18 protein-coding genes are annotated in these 20,109 nt (G+C 62.9%); 10 read left to right on the top strand and 8 right to left on the bottom strand.

Annotation, left to right across the window (positions count from 1 at the left end):
* Positions 1-199: 199 nt before the first annotated feature.
* A complete protein-coding gene (locus tag NL528_RS44490; RefSeq protein ID WP_309180680.1) occupies positions 200-1,309 on the bottom strand; it encodes a VWA domain-containing protein in 1,110 nt (369 codons plus the stop codon).
* A 156-nt stretch (positions 1,310-1,465) separates the two neighbouring features.
* Here NL528_RS44490 and NL528_RS44485 point away from each other — a divergent pair, with 156 nt between their 5' ends.
* Positions 1,466-1,951, top strand: a complete 486-nt coding sequence (locus tag NL528_RS44485) for an MmcB family DNA repair protein (protein ID WP_309180679.1) — start codon at positions 1,466-1,468, stop codon at positions 1,949-1,951.
* A 22-nt stretch (positions 1,952-1,973) separates the two neighbouring features.
* On the opposite strand, the gene NL528_RS44480 is transcribed toward NL528_RS44485, so the two are convergent.
* From NL528_RS44480 to NL528_RS44470, 3 genes are all read right to left on the bottom strand, one after another.
* Positions 1,974-3,179 (bottom strand): serine hydrolase domain-containing protein, encoded by a 1,206-nt coding sequence (locus tag NL528_RS44480; RefSeq protein ID WP_309180678.1) that lies wholly within the window; start codon positions 3,177-3,179, stop codon positions 1,974-1,976.
* 234 nt (positions 3,180-3,413) lie between these two features.
* A complete protein-coding gene (locus tag NL528_RS44475) occupies positions 3,414-3,968 on the bottom strand; it encodes an ActR/PrrA/RegA family redox response regulator transcription factor (RefSeq protein WP_309180677.1) in 555 nt (184 codons plus the stop codon).
* Between the two features lie 107 nt (positions 3,969-4,075).
* The gene (locus NL528_RS44470; protein ID WP_309180676.1) at positions 4,076-5,398 is read right to left on the bottom strand and encodes an ActS/PrrB/RegB family redox-sensitive histidine kinase; all 1,323 of its coding nucleotides are present in this window, start codon (positions 5,396-5,398) and stop codon (positions 4,076-4,078) included.
* A gap of 109 nt (positions 5,399-5,507) precedes the next feature.
* Here NL528_RS44470 and NL528_RS44465 point away from each other — a divergent pair, with 109 nt between their 5' ends.
* The 4 genes from NL528_RS44465 (at position 5,508) to NL528_RS44450 (ending at position 9,629) form a co-directional block, all read left to right on the top strand.
* Positions 5,508-6,302 (top strand): ABC transporter ATP-binding protein, encoded by a 795-nt coding sequence (locus NL528_RS44465; RefSeq protein WP_309180675.1) that lies wholly within the window; start codon positions 5,508-5,510, stop codon positions 6,300-6,302.
* Positions 6,303-6,349: 47 nt separating this feature from the next.
* Complete coding sequence (locus tag NL528_RS44460; RefSeq protein ID WP_375144116.1) at positions 6,350-7,117, top strand: ABC transporter permease; 768 nt, start codon at positions 6,350-6,352, stop codon at positions 7,115-7,117.
* A gap of 124 nt (positions 7,118-7,241) precedes the next feature.
* Complete coding sequence (locus NL528_RS44455) at positions 7,242-8,591, top strand: polyhydroxyalkanoate depolymerase (protein ID WP_309180673.1); 1,350 nt, start codon at positions 7,242-7,244, stop codon at positions 8,589-8,591.
* 198 nt (positions 8,592-8,789) lie between these two features.
* Positions 8,790-9,629 carry a SprT family zinc-dependent metalloprotease gene (locus NL528_RS44450; protein ID WP_309180672.1) on the top strand — a complete coding sequence of 280 codons (840 nt, stop codon included), beginning with the start codon at positions 8,790-8,792 and terminating at the stop codon, positions 9,627-9,629.
* 175 nt (positions 9,630-9,804) lie between these two features.
* Here NL528_RS44450 and NL528_RS44445 read toward each other — a convergent pair whose 3' ends face one another.
* Entirely contained in the window at positions 9,805-12,063 is a 2,259-nt protein-coding gene (locus NL528_RS44445) for a penicillin-binding protein 1A (protein WP_309185277.1), read from the bottom strand.
* Between the two features lie 131 nt (positions 12,064-12,194).
* Between NL528_RS44445 and NL528_RS44440 the strand changes: the two genes are divergently transcribed.
* Positions 12,195-12,620, top strand: a complete 426-nt coding sequence (locus NL528_RS44440) for a DUF1330 domain-containing protein (RefSeq protein WP_309180671.1) — start codon at positions 12,195-12,197, stop codon at positions 12,618-12,620.
* Positions 12,621-12,880: 260 nt separating this feature from the next.
* Here NL528_RS44440 and NL528_RS44435 read toward each other — a convergent pair whose 3' ends face one another.
* The 3 genes from NL528_RS44435 to NL528_RS44425 all read right to left on the bottom strand — a co-directional run bounded on the left by NL528_RS44435 (position 12,881) and on the right by NL528_RS44425 (position 16,149).
* A complete protein-coding gene (locus NL528_RS44435) occupies positions 12,881-14,107 on the bottom strand; it encodes an ABC transporter substrate-binding protein (protein WP_309180669.1) in 1,227 nt (408 codons plus the stop codon).
* Between the two features lie 353 nt (positions 14,108-14,460).
* Positions 14,461-15,687, bottom strand: a complete 1,227-nt coding sequence (locus tag NL528_RS44430) for an ABC transporter substrate-binding protein (RefSeq protein ID WP_309180668.1) — start codon at positions 15,685-15,687, stop codon at positions 14,461-14,463.
* A gap of 99 nt (positions 15,688-15,786) precedes the next feature.
* Positions 15,787-16,149 carry a DUF1304 domain-containing protein gene (locus NL528_RS44425; protein WP_309180667.1) on the bottom strand — a complete coding sequence of 121 codons (363 nt, stop codon included), beginning with the start codon at positions 16,147-16,149 and terminating at the stop codon, positions 15,787-15,789.
* 174 nt (positions 16,150-16,323) lie between these two features.
* Here NL528_RS44425 and NL528_RS44420 point away from each other — a divergent pair, with 174 nt between their 5' ends.
* From NL528_RS44420 to NL528_RS44405, 4 genes are all read left to right on the top strand, one after another.
* A complete protein-coding gene (locus NL528_RS44420) occupies positions 16,324-16,809 on the top strand; it encodes a PaaI family thioesterase (protein WP_309180665.1) in 486 nt (161 codons plus the stop codon).
* Positions 16,810-16,828: 19 nt separating this feature from the next.
* A complete protein-coding gene (locus NL528_RS44415; RefSeq protein WP_309180663.1) occupies positions 16,829-18,337 on the top strand; it encodes an AlkA N-terminal domain-containing protein in 1,509 nt (502 codons plus the stop codon).
* Positions 18,318-18,839 (top strand): methylated-DNA--[protein]-cysteine S-methyltransferase, encoded by a 522-nt coding sequence (locus tag NL528_RS44410; RefSeq protein ID WP_309180661.1) that lies wholly within the window; start codon positions 18,318-18,320, stop codon positions 18,837-18,839. Before NL528_RS44415 ends, NL528_RS44410 begins: the two co-directional genes overlap by 20 nt.
* A gap of 187 nt (positions 18,840-19,026) precedes the next feature.
* A complete protein-coding gene (locus tag NL528_RS44405; RefSeq protein ID WP_309180660.1) occupies positions 19,027-19,431 on the top strand; it encodes a nuclear transport factor 2 family protein in 405 nt (134 codons plus the stop codon).
* The last annotated feature ends 678 nt before the right edge of the window (positions 19,432-20,109 follow it).

Here is a 20,109-nt window from a genome sequence, read left to right as displayed (position 1 = left end):
AAGTTCCGGCGAAATTCACCGTCGTCCCGGCCCTTATGCGCAATTGCGCATCAGGAGCCGGGACCCATAACCACAGGACCGTGTTGTACGAAGGCTGTCGCCCTAGCGCGGTGTAACAACAGCCATCGGTGGTTATGGGTCCCCGCTCCCGTGCGCAATTGCGCACTAGGCGGGGACGACGATGTTGGATGCCGCTATCTCACCGCCTGATCTGCGCCTTCAGCGTATCCTCCACCACGCGATCGAACGACAATGCCTTCGATTGCGCCTTGGCGCGCTGCTCGGCGACGTATTTGTCCCGCATCGCCACCAGGGCCGAGAGCTTGTCGTTGAGCTCCTTGCGCTGGTTCATCTGCTTGTTGACTTCATCCATGCGGGCTTCCGGTTTCAACGCGCGCAGATTGTCCGGCAATTCCTCGTCTTTCAGCGTGGCAAGCTTCTGCCGGCCGGCGGCGATATCGCTGACCAGGTCGCCTTCGCCGGTGACGGCTTCCGAGGTCGCCTTGGCGCGCTTGTTGATGAAGCTCGCCATCTCGGAAGCCTGCGAGGGCGCCGCTGCCGCGACGTTCGACAGTTGCTGGGTCTTGTCCTCGGTGCGTTTCTGCAGCGCCCGCGGGCCGTAGGGGATCACGGTGCCGTTGATCTCGCGCTGCAGGATGATGATGTCCTGATCGAACGGCGTCTCGATCACGACGATCTGTCCGCCATCCTGCGGGATCGGAATGAAGCGGCCGTTACCGTTCTGGGCGATATCGCGCCAGACCCGTTCGGTATCCTGCGCGTTGCCGGCGAGCACGGTGTTGACGATGATGTCCTTTTGCTTCGCCACCGACAGCGTGACCGGATATTTGGTGTCCTGCGCGTAATCCATGTGCGGCGGCGCGTCGCCGACCAGAAACACGATCCGCCTGGTATCGCCGCCGGTGGTCCATTGCAGCTTGTTGACGGCGACATCGAGCGCCTCGTTGACACTTTCCGGCCAGTCGCCGCCGCCACGAGCCCTCAATTCCAGAAGGTGAGCGTAGAGATCCTGGATGTCGGTGGTGAGTTCAATCTTCCTGGTGACGTAGTCGTCGCCGATGTCGCGGTAGGCGACGAGGCCCATGCGGATGTCGGCGTCGGGATTGGAATCGACGATCGCGGTCGCGATCGACCAGATCTTTCGTTTGGCGCCTTCGATCAGCCCGCCCATCGCTCCCGTGGTGTCGAGAACGAAGGCGACTTCGACGGTGGGTTTTGCAACGGCGGCCGACAGCGGGAATGTTGCGAGAGCGAATGCGAGCGAGCGAAGTGCGATGCCTGACTTCATGGTTCTCCTCCGTGTGTTCCGTCCCTCGGAACCAAGGTTCCACTCGGTTCACGGTCGCCTGAGGTCGAAAACAAGGCGGGGCGGGTGCGAATTTGCGGTGCATTTCGCGCCCCCCTCCCGTTGGGCGGCGGTGCCGAAATCGGCTAGGATTGCCGGATGGAATCGCCCGCCCGCCAGATCAGCCTTGCGCCCGCGCCGGACGGCCGTCAGTCGGAGACCGCGCTCAAGATCGCGCGCGGCACCGCGAGGCTGTTGAGATCGCTCGGATTTTCCTGCATCAGCGAACTGCCGCTGCCGTCGGGCCGGCGCGCCGATCTGGTGGCGCTGAACGAGCGCGGCGACATCTGGATCGTCGAGATCAAATCGTCGCTCGAGGATTTCCGGGCCGACCAGAAATGGCCGGAGTATCGCGCGCATTGCGACCGGCTGTTCTTTGCCTTTACGCAGGATCTGCCGTGCGAGATTTTCCCAGCCGATACCGGCCTGATCATCGCCGACGCCTATGGCGCGCATATGCATTGCGAGGCGCCCGAGCATCGCCTGCCGGCGCCGACGCGCAAATCGATGACGGTGCGGTTTGCCATTGCCGCCGCACAGCGCATCAACCGGCTGGTCGATCCGCAGGGGCAGGGCGAGTTTTAGCGGGGCGAGTTGACCGAACCGGTCAACCCTTGCGCTTTACCGCCTGATACGCCAACCGCTTGAATTCGACCGCGAACGGATGCGTGAAAGCCATCTGACGCTGTGTCATCATCAGGCCCGCGACATTTGCCTCGGGTGAAATCCACCATTGCGTGCCAGCTATGCCGCCCCAGTAGAGTTCGCCGACGGAGTCCGGATGGTCGAACGGCGAAGGCTGCAGGATCCGCGCGCCAGCCAAGGCGAACCCTCTGCCCGGGAGATCGCCGATCCTGGCGAAGCGTATCCAGACGCCGTCCGGCAACTGGTTGGTCATCATCAGCGCAATCGTATCCGGCTTGAGCAGGGTGGGGCCGCCCGGAAGCAGGCTCCGGATCAGCGCCACCATATCCGGCAACGTCGAAACCAGCCCGCCGCCGCCATTCAGCCGCGGGACGGGACGCAAATAAGCTCCCGGATAGGGCGCGTCATCGGTGCGCGTGAGGCCCGGCTTCATCGGCTCCATGATATCTGCCCCCGCGTAATACGCGGCGAGGCGGTTTCGATTTTGCTCCGGGATGACGAATCCGGTGTCCACCATGCCAAGCGGATCCAGGATTCGCGCCTGGATGAATGCGTCGAACGGCTGCCCGCTGACGATTTCGACCAGCCGCGCCGTGACATCGCTGGCGACCGAGTACTCCCATGACGTACCGGGATGGAACACCAGTGGCAGGTCGGCCAGCACGTCCATCATGTCCGCCAGCGTTGTGGCGGGGTTGAGCACCTTGCGCTCGTTATACGCCTTGAAGATCGTCGTTCCTGGATCGAGCAGACCGTAGCTCAGTCCCGAACCGTGGCTCAGCAGATGGCGGATGGTGATCGAGCCCTTGGCGGGCTCGGTATCGTCCAACAAGGTTGCATCCGGACGCAGCACACGGCGGTTCGCCAGCTGCGGAATGAATTTTTCGATGGGGTCGTCGAGCTGGAAGCGCCCTTCTTCAAACAGCAGCAGCGCGGCACAGGAGGTGATCAGCTTGGTATTGGAAAACACCCGGAAGATGTGGTCGACCCGCAAGGGTATCTGCGCCTCCTTGTCGGCCCATCCAACGCAATTCACATCCACCAGATCCCGGCCGACCAGCACCGCCGACGAAACACCCGAAAGAATGTTGCCATCGACGTAGCGGCGCATGGCGGCATGCGCTGCGCCAAAGTCGTAGCCGCCGGCCGTCACCTTCATGTCTTCCATCATTGTCCCCTGTTCCCCGGAAATGCGTCACATGCATATCATCTCGCGACGGGGCCGCGAGTGAGAAATGACAAACAGCTGGCTGTTCGAATTTTTCCGTAGAGTGGGCAAAGCCAACGGGTCGCGCGAATGCGCGCCCGATGACAGGCTCCGCGTGCCCACCATGGAGTAGTCGATGTGGATAAATGGTGGGCACGGCGCAAAGAGCGCCTTTGCCTACCCTACGATCTCAACTCAGCGCGGCGCGCGCTTGGCCAGAATGCGCTGCAGGGTGCGGCGGTGCATGTTGAGGCGACGGGCGGTTTCCGAGACGTTGCGATTGCACATCTCGTAGATGCGCTGGATGTGCTCCCAGCGGACGCGGTCGGCCGACATCGGGTTTGCCGGCAGTTCGGATTTCTCGGTGCCGCTGGCCAGCAATGCCGCGACCACGTCGTCGGCGTCGGCGGGCTTTGAGAGATAGTCCACCGCGCCCATCTTCACCGCGGTGACGGCGGTGGCGATATTGCCATAACCGGTCAGCACGATCGCGCGCGCCTCCGGCCGCTTGCGCTTCAACGCGGACACCACGTCGAGGCCATTGCCGTCGCCGAGCCGCAAATCCACCACGGCGAAAGCCGGCGCGGCGCGGCCGATCTCGGCCAGTCCATCGGACACGGTGTCGCAGGACGTCACCGAGAAGCCGCGGGTCTCCATCGCGCGCGACAGCCGCTCCAGAAACGGCTTGTCGTCCTCGACGATGAGGAGCGAGCGGTCGGCGTGATCATTCAGTTCGGTGATGGCGTTCACGGTTGGATATCCTTGTGTCGGATATTCAACATATGGCGTGGCAAAATGGCGCTGCCAAGGCCACCTAAAGTCGACCGGACTGCCATCCTTAATGCCAGGAACCGCTGTTAGGACGCAGTCTCAGGTTCGGCCTCGGCCGCCTCGAAGCGGTCGCGCGGCCAGACGATATGAACCACGGCGCCGTGATCGGGAAACACGCGGTTGGAGAACGACACCTTCGCGCCGGTGCGTTCCAGCAGGGTGCGGGCGATGAATATCCCAAGTCCAAGCCCGCCATGCTGGCTTTGCGCCTCATCCGCGCTGCGCCGCCGCGATAAATAGGGCTCGCCGATCCGTTTCAGCATGTCCGGCGCGATGCCCGGGCCATCGTCGGAAATGTTGATCTCGACGGTGTCGGCGTTCCACCACGCGTTCACCTCGACGGTCGTGCGCGCGAAATCGACGGCATTTTCCAGGATGTTGCCGACCCCATAGAGGATCGCGGGATTGCGGGCGCCGACCGGCTCGCGCGTGGCTGCGACAGCAAGCCGCACCTTGATGGCGACACCGAAGTCACGGTGCGGTGCAACCGTCTCCTCGATCAGCGTCGACAGCGGCATGCGGTCGAACGGCGCGCCGGACGCGGAGAGCTGGGTAATCTTGGCCAAAATGTCGCGGCAGCGCTGCGCCTGCTCGCGCAAGGTCTTGAGATCGGCGGCGAGATGGCCGTCCTGCACGGTCTTCTCCAGTTCACGCGAAATCAGGAAGATCGTCGACAGCGGCGTGCCGAGTTCGTGCGCGGCGGCGGCGGCAAGCCCGTCGATCTGGGTGAGGTGCTGCTCGCGGGTCAACACCAGTTCGGTCGCGGCCAGCGCATCCGACAGCTTGCGGGATTCCTCGGTGACCTGGAACGCATACAGGCTGGTGACACCGATCGCGAGCACGATCGAGAGCCAGACGCCGAGCAGATAGATCGGCGGCAGCACCAGGGGATCTTCGTTGTCCCATGGCAGCGGTAGATGGAAGAACACCAGCGCCGAGGCGCAGGCCACCGCGAGCACGCCGAGCGCGATCGTCAACCGGATCGGCAGCGCGGTTGCCGAGATCAGGACCGGGGCGAGGAACAGGAATGAAAACGGATTTTGCAGGCCGCCGGTGAAGAACAGCAGGGCGGCCAGCTCGACGATGTTGAGCGCCAGCAGCGCCGCGGCATAGACCGGTTCCAGCCGCTGCATCGGATTGAACGCGATCTGCAGCGCGAGATTGACCACGGCCGAGAGGCTGACGATGGCGACGCAGGGGATGACGGGGACATCGAATTCGAGTCCCTGCGCCACGATGAAGATCGCGGCGAGCTGACCGAGCGCGGCCAGCCAGCGCAGCCGCAATATCGTATCCAGACGGACATAGCGGCGCGGCTGGCGGAAATCGGAGGCTGCAATTTCGGTCATATCCGCAGTTTAGCCGCGCAAGCGCCCGATCACAAACGCGCGGCTCACGGCTTCGATTCTCGCGCAAGTCTTGCACTCACCGCCGCAATGGCCCAATGAACGGCCCCAAATGGCGAAACGTGACCCGGTGCCTAATCCGTCGCCCGCCGCCGATCCGGCAGGATCCGCGGCGATCGACGTCGCGCATCTGGTCAAATTCTACAAGACGACCCGCGCGGTGGACGACGTGACGTTTCGCATTAGGCGCGGGAGCATCACCGGCCTGCTCGGCGGCAACGGCGCCGGCAAGACCACGACGATTGCGATGATCATGGGGCTGGTGCTGCCGACCGCAGGCCGCATCCAGGTACTGGGCGCCGCGATGCCCGAGCAGAGCGCCGACGTGCTGGGGAGGATGAATTTCGAAAGCCCCTATGTCGACATGCCGATGCGGCTCACGGTGCGGCAGAATCTGACCATTTTCGGCCGCCTCTATGCGGTCGAGAATCTGCCCGCACGGATCGCGCAACTCGCTTCCGATCTCGACCTCGGCGACTTCCTCGACCGCGCCAACGGAAAACTCTCCGCCGGCCAGAAGACCCGCGTCGCGCTGGCGAAAGCGCTGATCAACCAGCCCGAATTGCTGCTGCTCGACGAGCCGACCGCGTCGCTCGACCCTGACACGGCCGACTGGGTCCGGCAGCATCTGCAGAATTATCGCAAGACCCATGACGCGACCATTCTGCTGGCCTCGCACAACATGCTGGAGGTGGAGCGGCTGTGCGACCGCGTCATCATCATGAAGCGCGGCAAGATCGAGGACGACGACAGCCCCGACCAGATCATGGCCCGCTACAACCGCGCCACGCTGGAAGAAGTCTTTCTGGACGTCGCGCGCGGGCGGGAGCGGGAGGGCGCGGCGTGAGCGAAGCGGCGATCCGGCACACAATTTCGCTGCATCGCATCAACGCGATGGTGCTGCGCTATTGGTATCTCCTGGTGTCGTCATGGCCGCGGGTGCTGGAATTGATCTACTGGCCGGCGCTGCAGATCATCACCTGGGGTTTTCTGCAGAATTACATCGCGCAGACGTCGGGGTTCTTCGCCCGCGCCGGCGGCTCGCTGATCGGCGCGGTGATCCTGTGGGACATCCTGTTCCGCGGCCAGCTCGGCTTTTCGATCTCGTTTCTCGAGGAGATGTGGGCGCGCAACCTCGGCAATCTGATGATGAGCCCGTTGAAGCCGATCGAGTTCCTGATCTCGCTGATGATCATGAGCCTGATCCGGCTCGCGATCGGCGTGATCCCGATGACGCTCTTGGCGCTGTACTTCTTCGATTTCAATTTTTATGGCATCGGGCTGCCGCTGATCGCCTTCTTCTGCAACCTGATTTTCACCAGCTGGTCGATCGGGATCTTTGTTTCAGGCCTCGTGCTGCGCAATGGGCTCGGCGCCGAGAGCATCGTCTGGACGCTGATGTTCGGCCTGATGCCGCTCGCCTGCATCTATTATCCCGTCAGCGTGCTGCCGCATTGGCTGCAATATCTCGCCTGGGCGTTGCCGCCGACCTATGTGTTCGAGGGCATGCGCGCGCTGTTGATCAATCATGAGTTTCGGACCGAGCTGATGGTCGACGCCCTGGCGATCAATGCGGCGCTGTTCATTGCCTCATTTGCGATCTTTCTTGCCCTTTTACGCAGCGCCAAGCGGCACGGCTCGCTGCTCGGAGGCGGTGAATAACTCTCACTTTCCCGTGGATTTGCGGGGTTTTTGGTGGTTTTGGCAGGTAGATTTACCGATCTGTGCATTGACGCAATATTACGCATTCGGCACTATGCTGCGGCGCAAACGAGGGTCACAGATAATGCCGATTGGTGAATTTGGCGGAGCACCGCCACTGGCGGCCGAAGGCAGTCCGGCACTTACGACGCCGATGTACTGGATGTACGAATTGGCCCACGCGTCGCTCAACCCGGGGCGCGCCGTGACCGACGCCACGAAAATCCTGTTTCAAAACCCGCTCAATCCGTGGACGCACACCCAACTCGGCAAATCGATCGCCGCCAGTTGCGAATTGTTCGAGCGGGCCACGCGCCGTTACGGCAAGCCGGAATGGGGTCTCGACACCACCGAAGTCAACGGCATTCGCACGGCGGTGGAAGTCCGCTCGATCTGGGAAAAGCCGTTCTGCCGTCTGCTGTATTTCGATCGCAAGCTGACGCGCCCGCTGCGCGCGCCCCAGCCGCGCGTCCTGATCGTGGCGCCGATGTCCGGCCATTACGCGACGCTTTTGCGCGGCACCGTCGAAGCCTTCCTGCCGACGCATGAGGTCTACATCACCGACTGGTCGGACGCGCGCATGGTGCCGCTCGCCGAAGGCCGCTTCGACCTCGATGATTATGTCGATTACGTCATCGAGATGCTGCACGTGCTCGGCGGCAACGTGCATGTCGTCGCGGTGTGCCAGCCGTCGGTGCCCGTGGTGGCGGCGGTTTCCGTCATGGAAGCCGCAAACGATCCGTTCGTGCCGCTGTCCATGACGCTGATGGGCGGGCCGATCGATACCCGCCGCAATCCAACCTCGGTCAACAACCTCGCCGCCGAGCGCGGCATCGAATGGTTCCGCAACCACGTCATCACCAAGGTGCCGTTCCCGCATCCCGGTGTGATGCGCGACGTTTATCCGGGTTTCCTGCAGCTCTCGGGCTTCATCACCATGAATCTCGACCGCCATACCGACGCCCACAAGCGGCTGTTCAGCAATCTGGTCAAGGGCGACGGCGATCTGGTCGACAAGCACCGCGAATTCTACGACGAGTACCTCGCGGTGATGGATCTGACCGCGGAGTATTATCTGCAGACCGTCGACGTCGTGTTCGTCAAGCACGCGCTGCCGAAGGGCGAGATGACCCATCGCGGCAAGCCGGTCGATCCCTCGAAGATCAGGCGCGTGGCGCTGATGACGGTGGAAGGCGAGAAGGACGACATCTCCGGTCTCGGCCAGACCGAAGCGACCCACGCGCTATGCACCGCAATTCCCGCTCATCGCCGCGTGCATTACGTGCAAAAAGGCGTCGGGCATTACGGCGTGTTCAACGGTTCGCGTTTTCGTTCGGAAATCGTGCCGCGAATCTCCGATTTCATGCTGTCGGCGGCGAATACCAAGCCGAAATTGGTCGCCGCTGCCGAAAAATCGGTCGCCGCTGCCGAATAAGGGTGATTCTGGGTTCGAATCGGGGGGCGCGATAAGCCCCTGAATTGATTAAAAGAACCGAGATTCGCCGCCCTCGCAAAGAATGAGGATGACCTCAGTCTTTGAGGGAGCGTTTTCGGCCCGGTTCCATCCAAAATTTATGGTTCCGCCCCCAGCCGGTAGGGGTCAATTAGTGACCAGCCCCTGTATATTGGGCAAATGATTTGTTTTTGCGCCGAGCGATTTCAGTGGCGGCGGTTATGGCAGAATCCGGGCGAACTCCTGCTCCCCGGACTGTCAGACATGGCTACTCGCGCGCTCCTCTATCGGCGGCCTGCCGAACCCTCGACTGTCGTGGTCAAACACGGCTCCCAATTCTTCGCGATCAGGCTGCGCCGGCATCGCCGCGCGCGGCGCTACACCTTGCGCATTCATCCAACCGACCGCGAAGCGATCCTGACCATGCCGCCGCGCGGCACGCTCGCGGAAGCTAAGGACTTTGCGCAGCTCCACGGCGGCTGGATCGCCGCGCGTCTCGGCCGTTTGCCGAAGGCGGCGCCGTTTCATTCCGGCACGGTGGTGCCGCTGCGCGGTGTTCCGCACCGGATCGTGCATCGCTCCGGCGAACGCGGCACGGTGTGGACCGAAACCCGTGACAGCGGCGAGAGGATTTTGTGCGTGGCCGGCGGGCCCGAGCACATGGACCGGCGCGTCCACGACTTCCTCAAGCGCGAAGCGCGCAAGGATTTGCACAAGGCTTCATTGGCCTACGCCGCCGATCTCGGCGTGCGGGTCCGGCGGGTGTCGATCCGCGATCAGTCGAGCCGCTGGGGTTCGTGCACCTCGGCCGGATCGCTGTCGTTCTCATGGCGGCTGATCCTGGCGCCGCCTTACGTGCTCGACTATCTCGCCGCGCATGAAGTGGCGCATCTCGTCGAGATGAACCATTCGCCGCGGTTCTGGCGGGTGGTCGGCCGGGTCTGCGATCACGTCGATCGCGCCAAGCGTTGGCTCGATACCTACGGCAACGATCTGCATCGGTATGGGATCGAGGATTAGGGCGGCGTTCGCCACGTATCTCTCCTCCGTCGTCCCCGCGAAAGCGGGGACCCATAACCACCAGCGTCGATTGTTCATGGAAGGTGTCTACTCCGTCGCCCAACCGATAGGCCGCGGCGTATGGGTCCCCGCTTTCGCGGGGACGACCCGGGGATAGCTTTTCGCAAAACGGCGGTCACCTTCCGCCGAACACCCGGTCCATCAACCAGCCGTCCAGTCCCGCCGCCGCTTCCGGCCGCGCCGACGATGCAGGCGGCGCGGACGTCCGCGTCGGCGGCGGACGATAGCCGCCGCCGGATGGAATCGGCGCGAGCGGGACGGGGGCCTGGGCCGTCGGCGCGGAAGGTGCGCTGACCTGCGATACGGTCTGCATCAAATTCGAGAACAGCCCGCCGCCGGTTTGCGAGTTCGGTAGACTCGCCACCGGCACGCCCTGATGCGCGGCTTTCATGAAGCGGGACCAGACTTCGACCGGCAGGCCGCCGCCGGTCGCCTTCCTGGTTGGCGAGTTGTCGTCATTACCGAGCCAGACGCCCGTTACGAGATTGGCGGTGTAGCCGATGAACCAGGCGTCGCGGAAATCCTGGCTGGTGCCGGTCTTGCCGGCGGCGGTCCAGCCCGGAATTTCAGCCTTGTGCGCGGTGCCGGAGATCAGCGTCTCCTGCATCATGGTGTTCATCATTGCGACATGGCGCGGTTCGATTACCTGACCGAGCTGATCGGCCGGCCGCATATACAGCACCTTGCCCTCGCTGGTGCGGATCTTGGTCACGACATGCGGGGAGACGCCGAGCCCGCCATTGGCAAACGGCGCATAGGCGCCGACCAGTTCGATCACGGACACTTCCGAGGTGCCGAGCGCGATCGAGGCATTGGCGTCGAGCTTCGATGAAATGCCGAGCCGGTGCGCGGTCCGCACCACGTTTTTGGCGCCAACTTCGAGGCCGAGCCGCACCGCGACCGTGTTGAGCGACATCGCCAGTGCCTGGGTCAATGTGACCGCGCCGAAATATTCGTGGCTGTAATTCTCCGGCTTCCAGCCCTTGACGTCGAGCGGCGCGTCTTGCCGGATCGTTTCCGGCGTCAGGCCCGCCTCGATCGCGGTGAGATAAACGAACGGCTTGAACGCCGAGCCGGGCTGGCGCTTTGCCGTGACCGCACGGTTATACTGGCTCTCGGCATAGTTCCGGCCGCCGACCATGGCGCGCACCGCGCCGTCAGGCGTCATCGCCACCAGCGCGCCCTGGCTGACATTGAACTTTACGCTTTTCGCCGCGAGTTCGTCGATGATGGACGCCTCCGCCACGCTCTGCAGCTTCGGATCGATCGTGGTTTCGACGGTGATGTCGCGGTCGATCTGGCCGACCAGATCGTCGAGCACTTCGCCGATCCAGTCGGCGACGTAGTTGACGGTGCCGGCGCCGGCCGGCTTCACATTGATCTGGGGATGGCCGATCGAGGCCTGCGCCTGCGCGTCGGTGATGAATTTGGCGTCCGCCATCGCCGCGAGCACGGTCTGGGCGCGCTGCGCGGCGCCTTCCGGATTGCGGTTCGGCGCCAGCCGCGACGGCGACTTGACGAGGCCCGCCAGCATCGCGGCCTCGGCGAGGGTGACGTTCTTGGCCGACTTGCCGAAATAGCGTTGGGCTGCGGCCTCGACGCCATAGGCGCCGGAACCGAAATAGACCCGGTTGAGATAGAGCTCGAGGATTTCGGTCTTGGAATGCTTGCGCTCCAGCCAGAGCGCGAGTTCGACCTCCTGCAATTTTCGCTGCAGGGTGCGTTCCTGGGTCAGGAACAGGTTCTTCGCGAGCTGCTGGGTCAGCGTCGAGCCGCCTTGCGAGACGCCGCGATGCAGGATGTTGGCGACGGCCGCGCGTAAAATGCCGATCGGGTCGACGCCGTAATGCGAATAGAACCGGCGGTCCTCGATGGCGATGAACGCCTTCGGCAGATAGGGCGCCAAATCCTTGAGCGAAACATTGGCGCCGGCCATTTCGCCGCGCTGTGCCAGCACGCTGCCGTCCATGCCGACAATCTGGATCGTCGGCGGACGCTTTGGAATTTCCAGCGACTGGATCGCCGGCAGATGCGCGCCGACCCAGACCACGACGCCGATAACCGCAATTCCCGCCCACAGTCCGAGCACCGCGCCCCAATAGAACAGGCGCGCAAGACCGAGGCGGCCCCGCGACTTCGACCGGCGCCTGGCGCCGCCGCGGGACGCACGCGGTTTTCGCTCGCGCGGCGGCTCCTCGTCATCTTCTTTGCGGTTTGCGGATGATTTGGCGGAAGATTTGGTCGAGGATTTCCTGGGCGTGTCTTCGGCGGCGGGGATGCGATCATCCGGCGAAAGACGCAGCTCCGCGAGCGCGGCCGGAAGCCCGAAAAGCGGCTCCTTGCGTCCGCCGCTCTTTTTCCGTCCCAACACCATACGCACCGCCCACACCGGTCCCGCCGCACGCTAGCGCCCGGAATTTAAGGGCCGGTTACGCAAAGGTTAACGGGGGATTAGGAGGTGGGGCGGTGCGTGGTAAAGGTGGCCAAAGTCACAAGGAGAGCCGCATGGGCCACATCGATCCGACCAAGGAAGTTTTCGCGCAATTCCGCGCCAACGATCGGCCAGGGCCGATCCACATGCTCAATCTGGTGCGCTTGAGGGAACACGCGGCCTATCCCGACGGCCGCAAGGCAACCGGCGCGGAAGCCTATGCGGCCTATGGCCGGGAAAGCGGGCCGGTGTTCGGACGCCTCGGCGGGCGCATCGTCTGGCAGGGCCGGTTCGAGCTGATGTTGATAGGCCCTGCGGAAGAGCGCTGGGATCACTGCTTCATCGCCGAATATCCAAGCGTCGCTGCGTTTGCGGAAATGATCCGCGATCCCGTTTACCGGGAAGCGGTGAAACACCGCCAGGCGGCCGTCGAGGATTCGCGCCTGATCCGGCACGCGGTGTTGCCGGTCGGCAAGACGTTTGGGGAGATTCCGAAGTGAGTTTCGCTCGTCATGCGCGGGCTTGACCCGCGCATCCATCAAGAAAAACGCCTCCCTATGGGATAGGCTGCCGGATCAAGCCCGATAATGACAGGCGAAAAGCCGGCACAAAAAATCGGCGGCTCCGAGAAACCGCCGATTGCAGATCTTAACCGCCCGTCATTGCGAGCGAAGCGAAGCAATCCATCTCGCCGCGCCAAGAAAGAATGGATTGCTTCGTTCGCTGCGCTCCTCGCAATGACGAGCGTCGAACCGTACTACTAGCCCGCCGGGCCGGAATCCTCGAGGATCGGGCCGAACAGTTCCCAGCGCTCGCCGTTGAACTTCTGCATCTGCAACTGCTTGTTGACGCGATAGTCGTCCGGCGCGGTGCTGTTGACGATGCCCGGCAGCGACAGGTCGAGCTGGACATTCTTCAGGCTGGTGGCCTGCTTCATGACGTTCTCGCGCGTCAGGTCGTCGCCGCACGCCTTGAGAACGTGAATCAGCAACTGCGAGGTCGAGTAGCCATAGGTGTTGAAGATCGAGTCCTTGTCGCCATCGGGATAGTACTTCGCCATGAAGTCGAGATACTTCTTCATGCCGGCATCGTCCTTCCAGGTCGGATCGAGCGGATCCTTGCCGTAGTTGACGCTGATCACTCCCTTGGAGGCCTCGAGTCCCGCCGGCTTCATCACCGCGCCGACCGAGGTGGCGTTGATGTCGAGGATGTGCACCGGATGCCAGTCGAGCTCGGCGATTTTCTTGATCGCCTGTGCCGCCTGCTTCGGGGTCGATGCGCTGAAGAACAGGTCCGCACCGGAGGACTTGATCTTGAGGATCTGCGAATCGATGGTCGGATCGGAAACCTCGTAGGAGGCCTCGGCCACGATCATGGTCGCGGCCTTGTCGCCGAGGCCGGCCTTGATGCCGTTCAGATAGTCCTTACCGAGGTCGTCGTTCTGATAGAGGATTCCGACCTTGGCATTCGGATGATTTTTGATGATGTACTGGCCGTAGATGCGGCCTTCGACGAAGTAGTTGGGGTTGAAACCCATCGTCCACGGGAAATTCTTCGGGTCGGTGAACTTCGACGCGCCGGTGGCGGCGAACAGCTGCGGCACCTTCTTGGCATTGAGATATTTCTGTACCGCCGCGTTCGAGGGTGTGCCGAGGATCTGGAACGTGAGCAGCACTTCGTCGCTCTCGACCAGCTTGCGCACCTGCTCGACGGCCTTGGGCGGGGAGTAGGCGTCGTCATACTGGATCAGATTGATCTTGCGGCCGTTCACGCCGCCCTGGTCGTTGATCATCTTCATATAGGCGGCCTGGGTCTTGCCGATGGTCGCGTACGACGAGGCCGGTCCGCTGAACGGATTGGTCTGGCCGACCTTGATCTCGGTATCGGTCGCGCCGGTATCGTATTTCTTCTGCGCGTAGGCCGACGAGGCCGACAGCGCGATTGCGAGCGCCGTGCCGGTGACCAGATGGAGAATACCCTTCCTCATAATGCTTATTTCCTCATGTGTTGTGATTGAGCCGACGGTCTTGTCCCGGGCCTTGATCGGCCCAGTGGATGCCATCGCTGGCCGGGATACTGGCGGAACGCTTGCTGCAATGCAAGGTGAGCCCTGCCGAAAAGGTGAACGATTTCGGGCCGACGAAAGTAGGATTGATGCGGGTGCAGTGGCCCAGCGCCCCTTCTCCCCGCGTGCGGGGAGAAGGGGACTCTCCGCGGGTAATGCTCGCGGAGGGTCCCCCTCACCCGAAGCCTTCGCTATGCAAAGGCTTCGACGTTTCAAGAACGGCCGCCGCAAGCGGCGGCCTATGCTCTCCCCGCAAGCGGGGCGAGGTAAGAGAACTAACCCGCAGGTCCGGTATCCTCGATGATCGGGCCGAACAACTCCCAGCGCTCGCCGTTGAACTTCATCATCTGCATCTGCTTGTTGATGCGATAGTCGTTCGGCCCCGTCGTGATCGACATGCCGGGCAGCGCCAGGCTGGGGACGAAGTTCTTCAGGCTGGTCGCCTGCCTCATCAGGTTTTCGCGGGTGAGATCGTCGCCGCACTGACGCAGGATCTGCACCAGCAATTCCGCGGTCGAATAGCCGTAGGTGTTGACGGTGTTGAGCTTGTCGCCCTCCGGATAATATTTGTCCATGAAGGCGAAATAGGCTTTCAGGCCGGCATCGTCCTTCCACTGCGGGTCGGCCGGATCCTTGCCGTAATTGGTGGAAACGATGTCCCTGGAGATGTCGAGGCCCGCGGGCTTCAGCGTCGCCGACACCGGACTCGCATTGATGTCGAGGATGTGGACCGGCTTCCAGGCGAGGTCGGCGACCTTCTTGATCGCCTGCGCCGCGAATTTCGGCGTCGAGGCGTCGTAGAGCAGATCGGCGCCCAGCGATTTCAGTTTCACGATCTGCGAATCGATGGTCGGGTCGGTCAACTCGTACGACACTTCGCCGACGATCATGGCCGCGGCCTTGTCGCCAAGCCCGGCCTTGAGGCCGGTGATGTAGTCGCGGCCGAGGTCGTCGTTCTGGTAGAAGATGCCGATCCTGGCGTTGGGGTAATTCTTCAGAATGTATTTGGCGTAGATGCGGCCCTCCGACTGGTAATTGGGATTGAACGCGATGGTCCAGGGCGCATTTTGCGGATCGGAGAAGCGCGAGGCGCCGGTCGAGGCGAGCAGTTGCGGCACCTTCCTGCCGTTGAGGTATTTCTGGACCGCGGCATTCGACGGCGTGCCGATGATCTGGAAGGTGAACAGGACCTCGTCGCCTTCGACCAGCTTGCGCACCTGCTCGACCGCCTTCGGCGGCGAATAGGCGTCGTCATACTGGATCAGATTGAGCTTGCGGCCGTTGATGCCGCCCTGGTCGTTGATCATCTTCAGGTACGCAGCTTGCGTCTTGCCGATGCCGGCATAGGCGGAAGCAGGGCCCGAGAACGGCACGGTCTGGCCGATCTTGATCTCGGTATCGGTGGCGCCGGTGTCGTATTTCTTTTGCGCAAGGGCCGATGATGCCGACAGTGCAATGGCAAGCGCAGTCGTCGCGATTAGCCGGGTAATCCCGTTCTTCATATCGTTATCTCCCATATGTGCCGATGGTCGAATGCCATCGTTGACGGGGAGTTTGGGGGATCGGTTGTGGCATTGCAAGGCAATGCCAAGGCGAGTGCCTTACGCCAGCCTGAGCAGGATCAACGCCAGCACAGCCGGTGCTGCCTGCACATACAGGATCCGGCGGCTGACGGTGGCGGCGCCATAAATACCGGCAACGATCACGCAGAGCAGAAAGAAGGTTTTGATCTGGAACGCGAAGCCGGGATTGCCATGGAACAGGCCCCAGACAAGGCCCGCGGCAAGGAAGCCGTTATAGAGCCCCTGATTGGCGGCGAGCACCGCGGATTCGGCAGCCTTCTCGGGCGTGTTGCGAAAGGTTTTCAGGCCGAGCGGCTTGGTCCAGAGAAACATCTCCAGCACCAGAAAATAGACATGCAGCGCGGCGACCAGCGCCACCAGGCCATTGGCGATCCAAATCATGGTGCGGTCCCCCCAACCGGCAACGGAATTCGGGTGGACGCTAGCATGCCCAGCGTGAAAAGTGCGGCGGCTAACTAGGAATTGGACGAAAATGATGATGTCCGAAAACCGCCAGACAATCCGGTCCCGATCGATGATGCTTCGATCGATGCACCGCAACGCCAGGAAATGACAATGATGCCGGGTCGTAACGCCAGCAAGACCTATGGGACCGTCAGTGCCGGCACGCAGAAGGCGATGAGCGGGCTGGAATTCGTTCAGGGGCTGGCCGACGGAACGCTGCCCCTCAACACCATCGCCCAGACCCTGGGTTATGATGTGGCTGAAGCCGCGAGCGGGCGCGTGGTCGTTACCGCGAAACCGAGCGACATTCATCTCAATCCTGCCGGCACGGTGCACGGCGGTCTGGCGGCCACGCTGCTCGACAGCTGCATGGGATTGGCCGTCCAGTCGACCCTCGAGAAAGGCGTCGGGCAGACGACGCTCGAGTTCAAGATTTCGCTGCTGCGGCCGATTACGCCGGAGACCGGAGAGATCAGGGCCGAAGGCGTCGTGTTGAGCCGCGGCCGGCGTGTCGGCACCGCCGAAGGGCGCATCACCGATGGCAAGGGGCGTTTGCTCGCCCATGGTACAACCACCTGCCTGATTTTTGAGAGCTGATCGTTTGTCCGATATTTCCATGATGGATATGGACCGCACCGCCTGCTTCCGCGCGATCTCGACGCGGGATGCGCGCTTCGACGGAAGGCTGTTCGTTGGCGTCAGGACCACGGGCATCTATTGCCGGCCGATCTGTCCGGCGCGCACGCCAAAATTCGAGAATGTGTCGTTCTATCCTTCCGCGGCGGCGGCGCAGGAGGCCGGCTTTCGCCCCTGCCTGCGCTGCCGGCCGGAAGTCTCGCCCGAGCTTGCGTTCTGGCGCGGCACCTCCAACACCGTGTCGCGCGCGCTGGCGTTGATCGAATCCGGCGGGCTCGCCGGCGACGATGTCGAGGGCCTTGCCAACCGGCTCGGCGTCGGCGCGCGGCAGCTACGGCGGCTGTTCGCCCAGCATGTCGGTGCGTCGCCGGTCACGGTGGCGCAGACGCGGCGGGTGCTGCTCGCCAAGCAGTTGATCCATGAGACCACGCTGCCGATGGCGGAGGTCGCGCTGGCTTCGGGTTTCAACAGCGTCCGCCGTTTCAACGAAACCTTTCGTGACTTGTTCGGCCGTCCGCCGGCGGCGCTGCGGCGTATCCGCGACAGGGGCAAGGACGGGCGCGAAGCCGGCGCATTGTCGGTTCGTCTCGCCTACCGGCCGCCCTATGATTGGGACGCGATGCTGGCCTTTCTCGCCGCCCGCGCCATTCCCGGCGTCGAGACCGTGTCGGAAAATGTCTACCGGCGCTCGATCGCGATCGGCGAAAATTGCGGCGTGATCAGCGTCAAGCCGGCGGACAAGAATCGCGTCGATGTCCGGGTACGTTTTCCCGATATGGCGGCATTGCCGCAGATCATCGCGCGGGTGCGGCGGGTGTTCGATCTATCGGCCGATCCCGATACGATCGGGGCGCATCTGGCGCTCGATCCGGCGCTGGCGCCGCTGGTGGCGGCACGGCCGGGCCTGCGCGTGCCCGGCGCCTGGGACGGTTTTGAGCTCGCGGTGCGCGCAATCTTCGGCCAGCAGATCACCGTTCCGGCCGCGACCAGACTGCTCGGCAAACTGGTGCAGGCCTTTGGCGATCCGCTGCCGGCGGCGCTGCGCGAGAGCGAAGGCCTCAGCCATCTGTTTCCGTCGACCGCGCGGATCGCAGGAGAAAATCTGGCAACGCTCGGCATGCCCGGTGCGCGGGCGAGAGCGGTGACGTCGCTGGCGCAGGCGATTGTCGCCGATCCCGCGATCTTCAGCCGCGGCGCCAACCTCGAAGACGCCATTGTAAAACTGCGGTCGTTGCCGGGGATCGGTGAATGGACCGCGCAATACATCGCCATGCGCGAGCTGCGCGAACCCGATGCGTTCCCGGCCGCCGATGTCGGCTTGCTGCGCGCCCTGGCCGATTCCGACGGCCGGCGTCCCTCGCCGCCGGAGCTGCTGTCGCGCGCCGAGCGCTGGCGGCCGTGGCGCGCCTACGCGGCCTTGCATTTGTGGGCCGCCGGCGTCCAGCATCCCGCGCTGTCCGGAAAAATCGATGCCCGCGAAGCCGCCTGAAACGTTCGGTCTCGACCGGCTGCAAACGCCGATTGGCGTGGCGCTGCTCGTTACCGATGCCGGCGGCGTTTTGCGCGCGCTGGACTGGGAGGATTTTGCGCCGCGCATGAAGGAGCTGCTGCGGCTGCAAGTGGGTGCCGTGGTGTTGCGCGGCGCACGGGCTCCCCAAGAGCTCAGGGCGGCGCTATCAGGTTATTTCAAAGGCGATCTCGATCGCCTGACCGCGATCAGATGGCGCGTTGCCGGCACGCCGTTCCAGCAAAAGGTCTGGAACGCGCTGCCAGGAATCCCCGCCGGCACAACGATGAGCTACGGCGCGCTGGCGGCGAAACTGAAATTGCCCAACGCGATGCGCGCGGTCGGCCACGCCAACGGCTCAAATCCGATCAGCGTGGTGATCCCCTGTCATCGCCTGATCGGCGCCAATGGTTCCCTGGTCAAATATGGCGGCGGGCTCGAGCGGAAGCGCTGGCTGCTAAAGCACGAAGGCGTGGCGATTTAGCTGATATCGGCTTCTCGTCATTGCGAGGAGCGAAGCGACGAAGCAATCCATTCTTTCTTTTCGTGGTGAGATGGATTGCTTCGCTTCGCTCGCAATGACGTTTCCCTGGAAACGTCAGGTCCGTAAACCGCCAGACGAATTCCGAAACGGCCCTTAGCGTCTCCATCACACACAATGGAGACGACCAATGACCGATGCAGAGATTCAGGATTTCGTGACGCGATTTGCCGCCGCCTGGGCGGCGCGCGATGGCAAGGCTTTTCTCGATCTGTGGCACCCGGAAGGCTTGCTGCACACGCCGCTGGTGGACCGCGCGGTCTCGGGAAGCGAACTCGATCGACTGATGGAGGTGCAGAAAGCCGCCGCCCCGGATTTCGTCTGGCAATTGCTCGACTGGACCTCGCGCGGCGATGTCGTCATCATCGAATGGCAGACCACCCGGGTCATCAACGGCGCACGGTTCGACTGGCGCGGCGTCGACAAATTCCGGATTCAAGACGGCAAGATCATCGAGGAGCGCGTCTACAGCGACACCGCGCCGCTGCGCGCATTCCGCAAAGGCGAAACGCTGGAGCCGATCACCAAATTCTAGAAGCGCTCGTAACGTCTTCGAGTGAGCGCGTGGCCAACACGGCCAACTGGCGTGTTGGCCATTACACTGCAATCACCTCGGCGGGGATAGCCCTCGTCAGACAATCGTAACCGGCTTGTTTTCCTGGAGCTAATCGAGATCTTCGCCACGGGTGTTTCGAATGTCCCGCATGATCCAGGCGAACACAAGAAGCGAAGGCGCCCACGCGAGTACCGCTCCGACTATCATCGCTTGTGCTGTCGTCATCATAGCTCCTTGATGTCCCACGCGCTCCATCGACACCAATGCAACGGTTCAACGGGCTCGATTTCCGCAACGTCCGGGACGCGATTGCGGGTGCGCCGCGATTCCTTGACGCGCCCGGTTCCTTACGCGCCAATGACACTTCCAACTCCGGTATCGTCAAGAATGCCTCACGAGCGACAAGTATCCGGTCTGGGAGCTGCCGCGTCGCCGGACTATTTTTGGTCTGCGACAGACGCCTCAGGACATTTGTAGAGCCATCGCCAATAGGCTTTGTTGCGTTCGCGCTGACGTTTGTAGTTCTCGCGGCACCTGGCCGAGCAAAATTGCGCGAAGTGCCAGCTGAACCGGACTAACCCGAAGGGACGATCGCAGTCCGGATTGCCACAGCGATTGGTCACGACACGGCCTCCGCAATCGTCTGCTGCATCAACC

This window comes from Bradyrhizobium sp. Ash2021 (assembly GCF_031202265.1).
In the GTDB taxonomy this organism is placed as follows: domain Bacteria; phylum Pseudomonadota; class Alphaproteobacteria; order Rhizobiales; family Xanthobacteraceae; genus Bradyrhizobium.
Note: the sequence above shows the minus strand (reverse complement) of the source record. Positions and strands in the feature narration are given on the sequence as shown.

Coding starts and splice junctions, on each gene's coding strand:
- NL528_RS44485 (WP_309180679.1), top strand. CDS start 1,466: ATGGAATCGCCCGCCCGCCAGATCAGCCTTGCGCCCGCGCCGGACGGC.
- NL528_RS44465 (WP_309180675.1), top strand. CDS start 5,508: ATGGCGAAACGTGACCCGGTGCCTAATCCGTCGCCCGCCGCCGATCCG.
- NL528_RS44440 (WP_309180671.1), top strand. CDS start 12,195: ATGGGCCACATCGATCCGACCAAGGAAGTTTTCGCGCAATTCCGCGCC.
- NL528_RS44430 (WP_309180668.1), bottom strand. CDS start 15,687: ATGAAGAACGGGATTACCCGGCTAATCGCGACGACTGCGCTTGCCATT.
- NL528_RS44405 (WP_309180660.1), top strand. CDS start 19,027: ATGACCGATGCAGAGATTCAGGATTTCGTGACGCGATTTGCCGCCGCC.
- NL528_RS44415 (WP_309180663.1), top strand. CDS start 16,829: ATGATGGATATGGACCGCACCGCCTGCTTCCGCGCGATCTCGACGCGG.
- NL528_RS44460 (WP_375144116.1), top strand. CDS start 6,350: ATGGTGCTGCGCTATTGGTATCTCCTGGTGTCGTCATGGCCGCGGGTG.
- NL528_RS44425 (WP_309180667.1), bottom strand. CDS start 16,149: ATGATTTGGATCGCCAATGGCCTGGTGGCGCTGGTCGCCGCGCTGCAT.
- NL528_RS44455 (WP_309180673.1), top strand. CDS start 7,242: ATGCCGATTGGTGAATTTGGCGGAGCACCGCCACTGGCGGCCGAAGGC.
- NL528_RS44420 (WP_309180665.1), top strand. CDS start 16,324: ATGATGCCGGGTCGTAACGCCAGCAAGACCTATGGGACCGTCAGTGCC.
- NL528_RS44410 (WP_309180661.1), top strand. CDS start 18,318: ATGCCCGCGAAGCCGCCTGAAACGTTCGGTCTCGACCGGCTGCAAACG.
- NL528_RS44470 (WP_309180676.1), bottom strand. CDS start 5,398: ATGACCGAAATTGCAGCCTCCGATTTCCGCCAGCCGCGCCGCTATGTC.
- NL528_RS44435 (WP_309180669.1), bottom strand. CDS start 14,107: ATGAGGAAGGGTATTCTCCATCTGGTCACCGGCACGGCGCTCGCAATC.
- NL528_RS44490 (WP_309180680.1), bottom strand. CDS start 1,309: ATGAAGTCAGGCATCGCACTTCGCTCGCTCGCATTCGCTCTCGCAACA.
- NL528_RS44480 (WP_309180678.1), bottom strand. CDS start 3,179: ATGGAAGACATGAAGGTGACGGCCGGCGGCTACGACTTTGGCGCAGCG.
- NL528_RS44445 (WP_309185277.1), bottom strand. CDS start 12,063: ATGGTGTTGGGACGGAAAAAGAGCGGCGGACGCAAGGAGCCGCTTTTC.
- NL528_RS44450 (WP_309180672.1), top strand. CDS start 8,790: ATGATTTGTTTTTGCGCCGAGCGATTTCAGTGGCGGCGGTTATGGCAG.